The organism is Luteimonas qiangzhengi (assembly GCF_039548515.1).
Lineage (GTDB): Bacteria > Pseudomonadota > Gammaproteobacteria > Xanthomonadales > Xanthomonadaceae > Luteimonas.
On sequence record NZ_JBCLVE010000005.1, the window covers coordinates 98,411 to 110,812 of the forward strand.

13 protein-coding genes are annotated in these 12,402 nt (G+C 66.1%); 2 read left to right on the top strand and 11 right to left on the bottom strand.

Features of this window, described 5'->3' with window-relative positions; all coding sequences use genetic code 11:
* Nucleotides 1-19: 19 nt before the first annotated feature.
* The 11 genes from WCE59_RS04495 to rlmE form a co-directional block, all read right to left on the bottom strand.
* The gene (locus WCE59_RS04495) at nt 20-1,312 is read right to left on the bottom strand and encodes an adenylosuccinate synthase (RefSeq protein ID WP_343257518.1); all 1,293 of its coding nucleotides are present in this window, start codon (nt 1,310-1,312) and stop codon (nt 20-22) included.
* Between the two features lie 113 nt (nt 1,313-1,425).
* Entirely contained in the window at nt 1,426-1,617 is a 192-nt protein-coding gene (locus WCE59_RS04500; RefSeq protein WP_343257519.1) for a DUF2065 domain-containing protein, read from the bottom strand.
* The gene (gene hflC, locus WCE59_RS04505) at nt 1,614-2,480 is read right to left on the bottom strand and encodes a protease modulator HflC (protein WP_343257520.1); all 867 of its coding nucleotides are present in this window, start codon (nt 2,478-2,480) and stop codon (nt 1,614-1,616) included. Before hflC ends, WCE59_RS04500 begins: the two co-directional genes overlap by 4 nt.
* Entirely contained in the window at nt 2,477-3,604 is a 1,128-nt protein-coding gene (gene hflK / locus WCE59_RS04510) for an FtsH protease activity modulator HflK (protein WP_343257521.1), read from the bottom strand. The genes hflC and hflK overlap by 4 nt, the downstream gene beginning before the upstream one ends.
* Before the next feature lie 103 nt (nt 3,605-3,707).
* Nucleotides 3,708-5,018, bottom strand: coding sequence for a ribosome rescue GTPase HflX (gene hflX, locus WCE59_RS04515; RefSeq protein ID WP_343257522.1), 1,311 nt, complete (start codon nt 5,016-5,018; stop codon nt 3,708-3,710).
* An 80-nt stretch (nt 5,019-5,098) separates the two neighbouring features.
* The gene (gene hfq / locus WCE59_RS04520) at nt 5,099-5,392 is read right to left on the bottom strand and encodes an RNA chaperone Hfq (protein WP_343257523.1); all 294 of its coding nucleotides are present in this window, start codon (nt 5,390-5,392) and stop codon (nt 5,099-5,101) included.
* Nucleotides 5,393-5,481: 89 nt separating this feature from the next.
* The gene (miaA, locus tag WCE59_RS04525) at nt 5,482-6,435 is read right to left on the bottom strand and encodes a tRNA (adenosine(37)-N6)-dimethylallyltransferase MiaA (protein ID WP_343257524.1); all 954 of its coding nucleotides are present in this window, start codon (nt 6,433-6,435) and stop codon (nt 5,482-5,484) included.
* Nucleotides 6,436-6,462: 27 nt separating this feature from the next.
* Complete coding sequence (putP, locus tag WCE59_RS04530; protein ID WP_343257525.1) at nt 6,463-7,953, bottom strand: sodium/proline symporter PutP; 1,491 nt, start codon at nt 7,951-7,953, stop codon at nt 6,463-6,465.
* A gap of 122 nt (nt 7,954-8,075) precedes the next feature.
* Nucleotides 8,076-8,972, bottom strand: coding sequence for a dihydropteroate synthase (gene folP / locus WCE59_RS04535; RefSeq protein WP_343257526.1), 897 nt, complete (start codon nt 8,970-8,972; stop codon nt 8,076-8,078).
* Nucleotides 8,973-8,987: 15 nt separating this feature from the next.
* A complete protein-coding gene (gene ftsH / locus WCE59_RS04540) occupies nt 8,988-10,901 on the bottom strand; it encodes an ATP-dependent zinc metalloprotease FtsH (protein WP_343257527.1) in 1,914 nt (637 codons plus the stop codon).
* Nucleotides 10,902-10,934: 33 nt separating this feature from the next.
* The gene (gene rlmE / locus WCE59_RS04545) at nt 10,935-11,579 is read right to left on the bottom strand and encodes a 23S rRNA (uridine(2552)-2'-O)-methyltransferase RlmE (RefSeq protein WP_343257528.1); all 645 of its coding nucleotides are present in this window, start codon (nt 11,577-11,579) and stop codon (nt 10,935-10,937) included.
* A gap of 86 nt (nt 11,580-11,665) precedes the next feature.
* Between rlmE and yhbY the strand changes: the two genes are divergently transcribed.
* Together yhbY and WCE59_RS04555 are read left to right on the top strand one after the other, a co-directional pair.
* Nucleotides 11,666-11,971, top strand: a complete 306-nt coding sequence (yhbY, locus tag WCE59_RS04550) for a ribosome assembly RNA-binding protein YhbY (RefSeq protein WP_343257529.1) — start codon at nt 11,666-11,668, stop codon at nt 11,969-11,971.
* A 34-nt stretch (nt 11,972-12,005) separates the two neighbouring features.
* The gene (locus WCE59_RS04555; protein WP_343257530.1) at nt 12,006-12,377 is read left to right on the top strand and encodes an Mth938-like domain-containing protein; all 372 of its coding nucleotides are present in this window, start codon (nt 12,006-12,008) and stop codon (nt 12,375-12,377) included.
* Nucleotides 12,378-12,402: the final 25 nt, after the last annotated feature.

Consider the following 12,402-nt stretch of genomic DNA (forward strand, 5'->3'; position numbering starts at 1 on the left):
CTTCAGGGCGAGCCTGGACTCAGGCGAACGGATCCTGCAGCACCATGGTGTGGGCGCGATCCGGACCGGTGCTGACGATGGAGATCGGGCAGCCGGCCAGCTCTTCCAGCGCGCGCAGGTAGGCGCGGGCGGCGGGCGGCAGATCATCCCATTCGGTGATTCCGTGGGTGTTCTCGGTCCAGCCCGGGAACTCCAGATACACCGGCTCGCACTCTTCCCAGCCCTGGCCGTCGAGCGGGGCGTATTCGGTTTCCTTGCCGCGGTAGCGGTAGGCGATGCACATCTTCAGGCGCTCGAAGCCGTCCAGCACGTCGAGCTTGGTGATGCACAGGCCGGTGATGCCGTTGATCGCCACGGCGCGCTTGAGCGCGACGATATCGATCCAGCCGCAGCGGCGCGGGCGGCCGGTGGTGGCACCGTACTCCTGGCCGCGGTCGCGCAGGCGCTGGCCGTCTTCATCGTCCAGTTCGGTCGGGAACGGACCACCGCCGACGCGGGTGGCGTAGGCCTTGCAGATGCCCAGCACGTAATCGATCGAATCCGCACCCACGCCGGTGCCGGCAAGCGCACCGCCAACGGTGGTGTTGGAACTGGTGACGTAGGGATAGGTGCCGTGGTCGATATCCAGCAGCGAGCCCTGCGCGCCTTCAAACAGCACCCGCTTGCCCTGCTTGCGCAGGTCGTGAAGGATCCCGGCCACGTCGGACTTCATCGGCTCCACGTACTCGCCGAAAGCCAGCGCTTCGTCGTAGGTCTGCTGGAAGTCGATGGCGTCCTGACCCAGGTATTTGGTCAGCACGAAGTTGTGGTAATCCAGCGCGCTGCGCAGCAGCTCCGCCAGCTGGCCCGGATAGTGCAGGTCGGCCACGCGGATACCGCGGCGGGCCACCTTGTCTTCATAGGCCGGGCCGATGCCGCGACCGGTGGTGCCAATCGCCTTGCCGCCGGCTGCCTTTTCGCGAGCCTGGTCCAGGGCAATGTGGTACGGCATGATCAGCGGCGTGGCCGGGCTGATCTTCAGTCGCGAGCGCACTTCCACGCCCGCCTCTTCCAGCTCGCCGATCTCCTTCATCAGCGCGGCCGGGCTGAGCACCACGCCGTTGCCGATCAGGCACAGCGCGTCGTCGCGCAGGATGCCGGAGGGAATCAGGTGCAGCACCGTCTTTTTGCCGCCGATCACCAGCGTGTGGCCGGCATTGTGGCCGCCCTGGAAGCGCACCACCCCGCCGATGCCCTGCGTCAGCAGGTCGACGATCTTGCCCTTGCCCTCATCGCCCCACTGGGCGCCCAGAACCACAACTGACTGACCCACGGCATTGCTCCTGCAGACACGGAAAAAGCCGGCAGGCGAAGTGCCCGACCGGCTTTAAGGGATTATCCGCGAATCAGCTGCCCCCCGCCAGTGGGAGCGCGCCATGTGCGCTACTACGGGGAGCCGCGGAGCAGATAGAGGGCGAGCAGGCCGGCCGCCAGCAGCACGCCGCCGATGGTCCGGATCTGCCGGTCCGGCATCATCAGAAGCTGATGCGCGGCCCGCTTCCAGCTGCCCGGGGCGGCGAACAGCAACAGTCCTTCAAGCACCGCCACCAGGCACAGCGCCGCCCACAGCTCGCTCATCTGTCGCTGCGCATGTACTGCAGGAACGGATCATCACGCTCCAGCACGATCACCGCGTTGCCGTCCGAGAACGCGGCCCGGTACGCTTCCAGGCTGCGCTGGAAGGCATAGAAGGACGGATCGCGATTGGCGGCCTGGCCGAAGATACGGGTCGCTTCCGCATCGCCTTCACCACGCAGTGTCTGGGCGTCACGCTCGGCCTCGGCCAGGATCACCGCCTGGTCGCGATCGGCCTGGGCTCGGATCGTGCGGGCCTGCTCCTCACCCTCGGCGCGGAGCCTGGAAGCCACCTGTTTGCGCTCGGCGCTCATGCGGTTGTAGACCTGCTGGATCACATCGCTGTCGGTCGGCAGGTCGATCCGCTTGAGGCGGATATCGATGATCTGCATGCCCAGGGTGCTCGCACCGTCGTTGATCGCGGTCAGCTGCTTGGCAATGACCTCCGCGCGATCGCCGGACACCAGCTGGGTCAGCGTGCGCGCGTTGATCTCGTTACGCAGCGAATCCTTGATGATCGGCGCCAGGCGGTCCTCTGCCACAGCCATTTCGCCGTTGGTGGCGCGGTAGAAATCGGCCACGTCGGAGATGTAGCCGATGGCCACGAAGTCCACCTCCACGTCCTTGCGCTCCGATGTCAGGTAGCGCTCGGGCGAGAAGTCGACCGCGTTGAAACGGCGGTCGAACACGTGCGCCGACTGCATCAGCGGGATCTTGAAGTGCAGGCCCGGACCGATGTCCGTGCGCACTACGCGACCCAGCTGCAGCACCAGGCCCACCTGGCCTTCGCGAACGACGTAAACCGACCCCATCAGGCCGACCACCAGCAGTGCGGCCAGCACCGGAATCAATGCCTTGAACCTCATCGCGAGCCTCCTTCACGGGTCGGGCGGGGCGTGCGCGAACTGCGCGTGGGCTGATCCTGGACCGAACCTCCGGCGCTCGCCGGCGGCATTTCGATCGGCACCACTGACGGCGAAGAGCCACTGCGGGCTTCGCCATCCATCGGCACGTAGATCAGCTGACGGCCATCACCGCCGACCACGGTACGGTTTTCAGCCAGCACTTCCTGCACCGTTTCCAGCCACAGGCGCTTGCGGGTGACTTCCTGCGCGTTTGCATACTCGTCGCGCAGCAGGGTGAAGCGGGTGGCGTCACCAGTGGCACGGGCGATCGAGGCGGTCTTGTAACCCTCCGCCACGGTGCGGGTGCGCGCTGCGGCGCCTCGCGCCTCCGGCACCACCTTGGCCGCGTAGGCCCGGGCCTCGTTGATCAGGCTTTCCTGCTCCTGCTGGGCGCTGTTGACCTCGTCGAACGCGGGCTTGACCTGGTCCGGCGGACGCGCGTCCTGCAGGTTCAGCTCGGTCACGATCAGGCCGGTGCGGTAGATATCCAGCGAATCCTGCAGCTGCTTGGCAGCCACGGCGGAAAGCGGACCACGCGCACCCAGTACGGTATCCAGATCGGCGCGGCCGACCTGCTCGCGCACCACGCCCTGTGCCACCTGTTCCAGGACCCGGGTCGCATCCCTGGTACCGAACAGGAACAGCTCCGGATCGCCGACCCGGTACTGCACGTTCAAGGACACCACCACGATGTTCTCGTCGCGGGTCAGCACCGGCACGGTGTTGGTGAACGTCCGGATACCGGTGGCATCAACCTTGATCACGCGCTCGATCGGCCACGGCAGCTTCAGGCTCGGGCCCGGCTGGATAATCCGCACTGCCTGGCCAAAGCGCAGCACCACACCGCGCTGGCGTTCAGCCACCAGCACCACCGAGGTGAACACCAGCAGTGCGGCCAGGGCAAGCACGATCCAGCGCACCGGATTGCCGCCACCACGGCCGCCAAACAGATTGCGCAGCTGATCGATCAGGCCGTCAAGGCCGCCACCACCACCGCGTCCGCCGCCACTGGGCTTCCAGGGACTGCGGCCATTGCCGCCGCTCCCACCGCTGCGGTTGTTATTGCCGGGAATGTTCCAGGGCATGCCTGCTCCAGTAAAGAAAATTCGCGCCGCCACGGAAGGGACCGCCGGCGCGGGACCGCACATTCTACAAGGATGGGATCACTCTGCCCCACCCCATGTTGATTTATCCCGCCCGCTCGACCAGCGCCTGCAGCGGCGCGCCTTCGGCCTCGGCCGCCAGACGCGCGGCATCGGCGTGCGGCAGGTCCACCTGCAGCCGCCAGCCCTGCTCGTCATGGACCTCGCCGCGCACCGCGTCCAGCGCATGCAGACGGGCGCGCAGGCGTCCGGCACTGGAGGGCAGTTCCAGCTCACCCATGATCCGGCGCAGCCCCAGATTGCCGGCCATGGCAGCGCGCAGCAGGTCCAGCCCGTGGTGATCACGCGACGAAATCCACACCCGCTCGCGCTGCGGCTGGTCGGTGCCTGCCGCCGCATGCGGCCGGTCATGGCGCGGCACCGCGCCGTCGATGCGATCGATCTTGTTGAATACCAGCAGCTGCGGAATGTCGCCGGCGCCAATCTCTTCCAGCACCGCATCCACCTGGCGGATGCGCTCGTCGCGCAGCGGATCGGCGGCGTCCACCAGATGCAGCAGCAGGTCGGCCTCGCGCGCCTCGTCCAGGGTCGAGCGGAACGCCGCCACCAGTTCATGCGGCAGGTCGCTCACGAAGCCGACGGTATCGGCCAGCACCACGTTGCCGCCCGGCAGGGTGATCCTGCGCACGGTCGGATCCAGGGTGGCGAAGAGTTTGTCCGCAGCGTAGGCCTCGGCGCCGCTCAGGGCGTTGAACAGGGTGGATTTTCCAGCGTTGGTATAGCCCACCAGGGCCACCCTCGGCAGCTCGCTGCGCAGGCGTGCGCGGCGCATCTGGGCGCGCTGCACCTGCACCTTTTCCAGTCGCTTCTGCAGCGAGATTACGCGCTGCTGCAGCATCCGGCGGTCCAATTCCAGCTGGGTCTCACCCGGTCCGCGCAGGCCGATCGCGCCGCCGCGCAGGCTGTCCAGGTGGCTCCAGCCACGCACCAGGCGGGTGGCCATGTGCCGCAGCTGGGCCAGCTCCACCTGCAGCTTGCCCTCATGGCTGTGGGCGCGCTGGGCGAAGATATCCAGGATCAGGCCGGTCCGATCAACCACCCGGCACTGCAGGGCTTTTTCCAGGTTGCGCTCCTGGATCGGGGTAAGCGGATGGTTGACCAGGATCAGATCGGCACCGGTGGCGGCCACGGCAGCCTTCATTTCTTCCAGCTTGCCACTGCCGATGAGCGTGGCGGGATTGGGCCGTTCGACACGTGCGGGCAGCACTGCGGCCACGCTGGCGCCCGCAGAGCGGGCCAGTTCGGTAAATTCTTCCAGCGCTGCCTCGGTGGCCGAACCACCGATGTGCGGTTGGATCAACAGGGCGTGTTCGCCCTTGTGATTGCGTTCAAACAAGCGGCCTGCGCTCCTGACGGGTATGCCAGCAGATGTGGGGCCGCGGACGCCGCATGTCAAGCACGGCGCCGCTTTGGGGGTTACTGCTCGGCTTCCCCGCGCTCGGCCGTCATCTCGACGCCGCCAGCTTCCGTCGCAGCCTGCACATGCCCACCGCCCGGTCCCACGCGCACGTTGCGCGCCGGCACCACGGTGGAAATGGCGTGCTTGTAGACCATCTGGCTGACCGTATTGCGCAGCAACACCACGAATTGATCGAACGATTCAATCGTTCCCTGCAATTTGATGCCGTTGACCAGATAGATCGAAACCGGCACACGTTCGCGCCGCAAGGCATTCAGGAAAGGATCCTGCAAAGACTGTCCCTTGGACATGGAATATCCCCAGCTTGGTTATTGTTGTAAGCGGCCGTGGCCGCGCACCGCCGCGATCCCCTTGGCGGTGACGGCCGATGGTACACAAATCACCGACCCAGAAACCGGGACACGGTGCCACGCAGCGCCACCTGCTGTGATTGCGGATCGAACCACAGCGCGTCCAATTCGCCACGCAGCCAGGTCAGCTGGCGCTTGGCCAGCTGGCGGGTGGCGGCAATGGCGCGGTCGCGGAAGCCATTCGCATCCACCGCGCCATCCAGGTGTTCCCATGCCTGGCGATAGCCCACCGCACGCAGCGCCGGCAGATCCAGCGGCGCCGGGTGATCGCGCAGTCCAGGCAGGGCGCGCAGCGCCAGGACCTCTTCAATAAACCCGGCTTCCAGCATGGCGTCGAAGCGCCGGGCGATGCGCTGATGCAGTACGGCACGATCATCCGGGGCCAGTACCAGCTTCAGGACCCGGAACGGCAGGCGCGCCGAAGGTGGTGCGTTCTGAAGTTCGCTGATCGTGCGTCCGGTCAGCTCATATACCTCCAGCGCCCGCTGGATGCGCTGCGGATCGGTGGCGTGAATACGGCGTGCCGCCTCCGGATCCAGCCGCGCAAGCTCGGCATGCAGGGTCGCCCAACCTTCTGCTTCGCCGCGCGCCGCCAGCCGTGCCCGCGTATCCGGATCGGCCGGCGGCATGGCCGACAGGCCGCGCAGCAGGGAACGGAAATACAGTCCGGTGCCGCCGGCAAGGATCGGAAGCCGTCCGCGGCCGGCAATATCGTCGAGCGCCTCGCGGGCGTCGGTGGCAAATTCCGCGGCCGAATACGGCTGCCATGGATCGCGGACATCGATCAGGTGATGCGGCACCTGCGCGCGCTCGGCAGCGCTGGGCTTGGCCGCGCCGATATCCAGGCCGCGATACACCAGCGCCGAATCCACGCTGATGATTTCCCCGCCCAGCGCGCTCGCGCATTCAAGCGCGAACGCGGTTTTCCCCGAAGCGGTCGGGCCCATGATGGCGATGGCTGCCGGGCGATGGTGGATCGACATGCCCGGATTATCCGCCACCTGGCCCGGTCAGTAGCCGGTTTCGCGCAGCGACTGCCTCACCTGCTGGTGCCGGCTATGGATTTCCGGCGAAGGCGCCCGCCCCATCAGGCTGACCACCACAATCGCCAGCGTGGCCATCAGGAAACCGGGCACCATTTCATACAGCGCGAACCCCAGCTGCTTCCAGGCAATCACAACGACAGCGCCGGTGATCATTCCAGCCAGCGCACCGTTGCGGGTCATGCGGCCCCAGAACAACGACAGGATCAGCACCGGCCCGAACGCGGCGCCGAAGCCCGCCCAGGCATAGGCCACCAGCCCCAGCACGCGGCTTTCAGGGTCGCGCGCAAGCCACAGCGCCACCAGCGACACCAGCAGCACGCTGGCACGCCCGACCCAGACCAGCTCGCGCTGGCTGGCATCCTTGCGCAGGAAGCCGCGGTAGAAGTCCTCCGACAGCACGCTGGAACACACGATCAGCTGGCTGGACAGGGTGCTCATCACCGCGGCCAGGATTGCCGACAGGATGATACCCGCGATCCAGGGATTGAACAGCAGCTCCACCGCGACGATGAAGACCCGCTCCGGATTGGCTTCCACCGGGCCCGCGACTTCCGGATTGAGCGCGAAGTAGGCGATGCCGAAGAAGCCCACCGCCAGCGCGCCCACCATGCACAGGATCATCCAGGTCATGCCGATCCGGCGTGCTTTCGGGATCGAGTGGATGCTGTCGATAGCCATGAATCGCGCCAGGATATGCGGCTGGCCGGCGTAGCCCAGTCCCCACCCCAGCGCGGACACGATCGCGACCAGTCCACCGGCACCGATCCAGTTGAGGTTGGTTGGATCCAGCTCGCGGATCAGCTCCAAGCCATCACCCAGCCCGCCGCTGTGCGTCACCACCAGGATCGGCGTAATCAACAGTGCAAACAGCATCATCGTGCCCTGTGCCACGTCGGTCCAGCTCACCGCCAGGAATCCGCCGACCAGGCTGTAGAGCACGGTGACCGCCGCTCCCCAGAAGATCGCCTGCGTATAGGTCAGCCCGAATACGCTCTCGAACAACCGTCCTCCGGCCACCACGCCCGACGCGCAGTACACGGCAAAAAACACCAGAATCACCACCGCCGCCAGCACTCGCAGCACCTTGCTGTCGTCCTGGAACCGGTTGGTCATGAAATCCGGCAGGGTCAGCGCATTGCCGGTGCGTTCGGTATAGACCCGCAGCGGGCCGGCCACGTAATGCCAGTTGAGCCACGCACCGGTAACCAGGCCAAGCCCGATCCAGGCTTCCGACAGACCGTTGAGGTACATCGCCCCGGGCAGGCCCATCATCAGCCAGCCGCTCATGTCCGATGCGCCGGCCGACAGCGCCGCGGCAGTGGGGCTGAGCCGGCGGCCACCCAGGATGTAATCGTCGAAGTTCTTGGTCGAGCGCCAGGCGTAGAAACCGATCAGCACCATTCCGGCGAGATAGGCAAGGAAAGTAACGACAAGTGGCGTGCTGGTCTCAAGCATTGGTAGCGCGTTCCCCATCAGATCCGGCCGCCGGCACGGCGGCGACAAGGGCGCAGCCTAACGCAGCCAGCAGTTGCCGTCAGCCCATCATGACCAACGGCAGGGGGCCGCGGACCGACCCGTCAGTCGTCGGGCCAGAGGGATTGCAATGACGCTTCACTGCGGCGTGGCATGGCAACGGCATCCACCGCTTCCCACACCCTGAGCGCATCCACGGTGGCGGCAACATCATGCACACGCAGGATCTTCGCCCCGCGCTGGGCCGCCAGCAGATGCGCCGCGACCGAGCCGTATACGCGTTGCTGCGGCATATCGCGGCCAGTGATTTCACCGATGCTGCGCTTGCGGGACAGGCCCGCCAGCACCGGCACGCCCAGTTCGCCGAATCGCTCCAGCTGCGCGAGCAGGGTCATGTTGTGCGCGGTGGTCTTGCCGAAGCCGAACCCCGGATCCGCCACGATCCGCGAACGGGGAATCCCCGCCACTTCGGCGGCGAAGATGCGCTCGGCCAGAAATCGGTGCACTTCGCCCACCACGTCATCGTAGGACGGCGCATCCTGCATCGAGCGCGGCTCGCCCAGCATGTGCATCAGCACAACCGGCACGCCCAGCTCGGCGGCGGCTTCCAGCGCTCCTTCGCTGCGCAGGCCGCAGATGTCGTTGATCATGCCGGCGCCCGCTGCGACGGCGGCACGCATTACTTCCGGCTTGAAGGTGTCGATCGACAGCGGCACGCGGGTTTCGCTGGCCAGCCGCTCAATGACCGGCACCGTGCGGCGCAGCTCTTCTTCCAGCGGGACGGCATCAGCGCCGGGGCGGGTGGATTCACCGCCGATATCCAGGATATCCGCCCCTTCGGCCACCAGCGCCAGGCCATGGGCCACTGCGGCCTCAACGTCGAAGTGCGCACCACCGTCGGAAAACGAGTCCGGGGTGATGTTGACGATGCCCATGACCCGCGGGCGATCAAGCGCCAACGGGCGGCCGGCGCAGTCAAGCGTTGGCGTGGTATCAAACATCGGCCGCAACCGGCGTCAGGTCTGTTCCGCAGGGCCGCCGATCGGCAGGGCCTTGCCGTCATCGCCGCCATCACCGCCGTCGCTGCCCTTGCGCGACTTGTCCCAGCCCATGGGCGGCGGCGGATCGCGGCCCTCCATGATCGCGTCGATCTGCGGCACATCGATGGTTTCGTATTCCAGCAGCAGCTTGGCCATGGCGTGCAGCTTGTCCATGTTGCCGCTCAGGATCTCCCGGGTGCGCTCGTAGGCACGGTCCAGGATCAGGCGCACCACCTCGTCGATCTTGCGTGCCGTGTCGTCGGACACGCTCTTGTGCTGGGTGACCGAGCGGCCAAGGAACACCTCGTCCTCGTCATCGCTGTAGGCGATCGGCCCCATCTCGTCGGAGAGGCCCCACTTGGTAACCATGTTGCGGGCGATCTTGGTGGCCCGTTCGATGTCGTTGGACGCGCCGGTGGTGACCTTGTCCTCACCGAAGATCAGCTCCTCGGCCACGCGTCCGCCGTACAGCGAGCACAGCTGGGATTCGATCGCCACCCGGTTCATCGAGTACTTGTCGCCTTCGGGCAGGTACATCGTGACGCCCAGTGCGCGCCCACGGGGAATGATCGTCACCTTGTAGACCGGGTCGTGCTCGGGCACCAGGCGGCCAACGATGGCGTGACCGGCCTCGTGATAGGCGGTCAGCGCCTTCTCGTCCTCGCTCATTGCCATCGAACGGCGCTCGGCGCCCATCAGGATCTTGTCGCGGGCACGGTCGAAATGGTCCATGCGCACTTCGGTGGCGTTTTCGCGGGCGGCGAACAGCGCCGCCTCGTTGACCAGGTTGGCCAGGTCCGCGCCGGAGAAACCGGGCGTCCCACGGGCCACGATCATCGCGTCCACGTCCTCGTCCAGCGGCACCTTGCGCATGTGCACCTTGAGGATCTGCTCGCGGCCCTTCACGTCCGGCAAGCCAACCACCACCTGGCGGTCGAAGCGGCCCGGACGCAGCAGCGCCGGATCCAGCACGTCGGGACGGTTGGTGGCGGCGATCACGATCACGCCCTCACCGCCCTCGAAGCCGTCCATCTCCACCAGCAGCTGGTTGAGGGTCTGCTCGCGCTCGTCGTGACCGCCACCCAGGCCCGCCCCACGGTGACGGCCAACGGCGTCGATCTCGTCAATGAAGATGATGCACGGCGAGTGCTTCTTGGCCTGCTCGAACATGTCGCGCACGCGGCTGGCGCCCACGCCGACGAACATTTCCACGAAATCCGAACCGGAGATCGAGAAGAACGGCACCTTGGCCTCGCCGGCGATCGCACGCGCCAGCAGGGTCTTGCCGGTACCGGGCGGACCGACCATCAGCACGCCGCGCGGGATCTTGCCGCCGAGCTTCTGGAACTTGGACGGATCGCGCAGGAACTCGACCAGCTCGCCAACCTCCTCCTTGGCCTCGTCGCAGCCGGCCACATCGCTGAAATTGACCTTGGTCTGCTCCTCGTTGAGCATCTTGGCGCGCGACTTGCCGAACGACATCGCGCCCTTCCCGCCACCCTGCTGCATCTGCCGCATCATGAAGAAGAAGAACCCGATGATCAGCAGCACTGGCAGGAAATTGATCAGGATGTAGGCCAGCGAAGGTCCGGTGGACGGCGGCGCCTGCTTGATCTCGACGTTGTTGTTGATCAGGTCGTCGATCATGCGCTCGTCGCGGCGCGGCGCAATCACCGTGCCACGGGCGCCGTCAGCGCGCTCGAACGAGATCGTGCGCTCGTCCTCGGCGATGTCCACCCGCTTGATCCGGCTGTTGCGCACTTCCTCCATGAATTGGGAGTACTGCACTTCCTGCGGACCGGCGGTGTTGGGGCTGAAGCTCTGGAACACCATCATCAATACGACGGCGACAACCACCCAGAGCAACAGATTTTTGACCAGATCATTCATTAGAAATTCTTTCCCAGGCGCTCGGGCGCCATGCTACTTCATCTGTAAACGCTTGCCCTGTGCGAGCGCATAGACTTCCGGCGAACGCTGCCGCGATGCCGACGGTTTGCGGATCACCACCCGGTCGTAGCGGCGGCGCAGTTCCCGCACGTAGTCATCGAAACCCACGCCGTGGAACAGCTTGATCAGGAAGGCGCCGCCGGGCCTCAAGTGGCCGTCGGCGAAATCCATCGCCAGTTCGGCCAGGTACATCACCCGCGGCTGATCCACCGAATCCATACCACTCTTGTTTGGGGCCATATCCGACAACACAAGGTCTACGGACTTTCCATCGAGCGCAGTCTCAAGACTCGATAGGACCTCATCTTCCCTGAAGTCGCCATGAAGAAACTCCACCCCCGCCAGCGGCGGCATCTCCAGGATGTCCAGGGCGATCACCCGCCCCGGCCTGGACGCATCGATGCGGTCCAGCTCCTGGCGGATCCACTGTGACCAGCCTCCCGGGGCCGCGCCCAGGTCCACCACGGTCATGCCCGGTTTAAGCAGGCGGTCGCGGGCGACCAGCTCTTCCAGTTTGTAGACCGCGCGCGAGCGCATGCCCTCCGCCTTCGCCTTCTTCACGAAAGGATCGGAAAAGTGTTCTTTCAGCCAGCGTTGGCTGCTCTTGCTGCGGGCCATGGGGAGGTTTCGGGAGCGACGGGGACGGCGGAGGATCGCCGCGGTCATGATACCCTGCCGCTCCATCCCCTTTGACGCGAACCCGTATGCCAGCCGCCCTGACCGCCGCACAGATCCGTTTCCTCCGCGGCAAGGCCCACGATCTCAATGCCATCCTGCAGATCGGTGGAAAGGGGGTCAGCGACCCGGTGATTGCCGAGCTGGACGGAGCGCTTGAGCACCACGAGCTGGTCAAGGTGAAGATCGCCGATGACGACCGCGAGCAGCGCAGCGCGATTGTTGCCGAGCTGACCGAGCGCAGCGGCGCCGCCCTGGTGCAGAAAATCGGCAAAGTAGCCGTGCTTTACCGGCCCAGCGTCGGCAAGCGCCAGATCGTCCTGCCCAGGCCCTGACGACGCCCATACGTATATAGGGTGAACCGCTTCCATGCAGCTTCATCTTGAACGACCCGACTACGAGTTCTACCTGCGCAGCGCCAGCGGCAGCTCCGCCCTGGTCAACGAGCGCCGGCTGACCAGCAGCTTTGTGGTCGCCCCGGACGCCCTGATCGAAGGCTGGCCGGTCACTGACGCCACCTCGATGCAGATGCCGGATCTGGAGCAGATCCTGGCCCTGTCTCCTGCCTTGGTGCTGCTGGGCACCGGCGACAGCCAGGCATTTCCTTCTGCACAGATCATGGCCGCCTGCCTGTCACGCGGCATCGGCCTTGAAGCCATGGCCAATGATTCCGCCGCGCGCACCTACCACGTGCTCGCCGGCGAAGGCCGCCGGGTGGTGGCGGGCTTCATCCTCGACTGATCGATGGCCGCGCGTCGGGAGCGTA

What these genes read in the sequence shown, in the direction of transcription:
- WCE59_RS04500 (WP_343257519.1), bottom strand. Translation starts at nt 1,617, where the DNA reads ATGAGCGAGCTGTGGGCGGCGCTGTGCCTGGTGGCGGTGCTTGAAGGA.
- hflC (WP_343257520.1), bottom strand. Translation starts at nt 2,480, where the DNA reads ATGAGGTTCAAGGCATTGATTCCGGTGCTGGCCGCACTGCTGGTGGTC.
- hflK (WP_343257521.1), bottom strand. Translation starts at nt 3,604, where the DNA reads ATGCCCTGGAACATTCCCGGCAATAACAACCGCAGCGGTGGGAGCGGC.
- hfq (WP_343257523.1), bottom strand. Translation starts at nt 5,392, where the DNA reads ATGTCCAAGGGACAGTCTTTGCAGGATCCTTTCCTGAATGCCTTGCGG.
- miaA (WP_343257524.1), bottom strand. Translation starts at nt 6,435, where the DNA reads ATGTCGATCCACCATCGCCCGGCAGCCATCGCCATCATGGGCCCGACC.
- putP (WP_343257525.1), bottom strand. Translation starts at nt 7,953, where the DNA reads ATGCTTGAGACCAGCACGCCACTTGTCGTTACTTTCCTTGCCTATCTC.
- folP (WP_343257526.1), bottom strand. Translation starts at nt 8,972, where the DNA reads ATGTTTGATACCACGCCAACGCTTGACTGCGCCGGCCGCCCGTTGGCG.
- ftsH (WP_343257527.1), bottom strand. Translation starts at nt 10,901, where the DNA reads ATGAATGATCTGGTCAAAAATCTGTTGCTCTGGGTGGTTGTCGCCGTC.
- rlmE (WP_343257528.1), bottom strand. Translation starts at nt 11,579, where the DNA reads ATGGCCCGCAGCAAGAGCAGCCAACGCTGGCTGAAAGAACACTTTTCC.
- yhbY (WP_343257529.1), top strand. Translation starts at nt 11,666, where the DNA reads ATGCCAGCCGCCCTGACCGCCGCACAGATCCGTTTCCTCCGCGGCAAG.
- WCE59_RS04555 (WP_343257530.1), top strand. Translation starts at nt 12,006, where the DNA reads ATGCAGCTTCATCTTGAACGACCCGACTACGAGTTCTACCTGCGCAGC.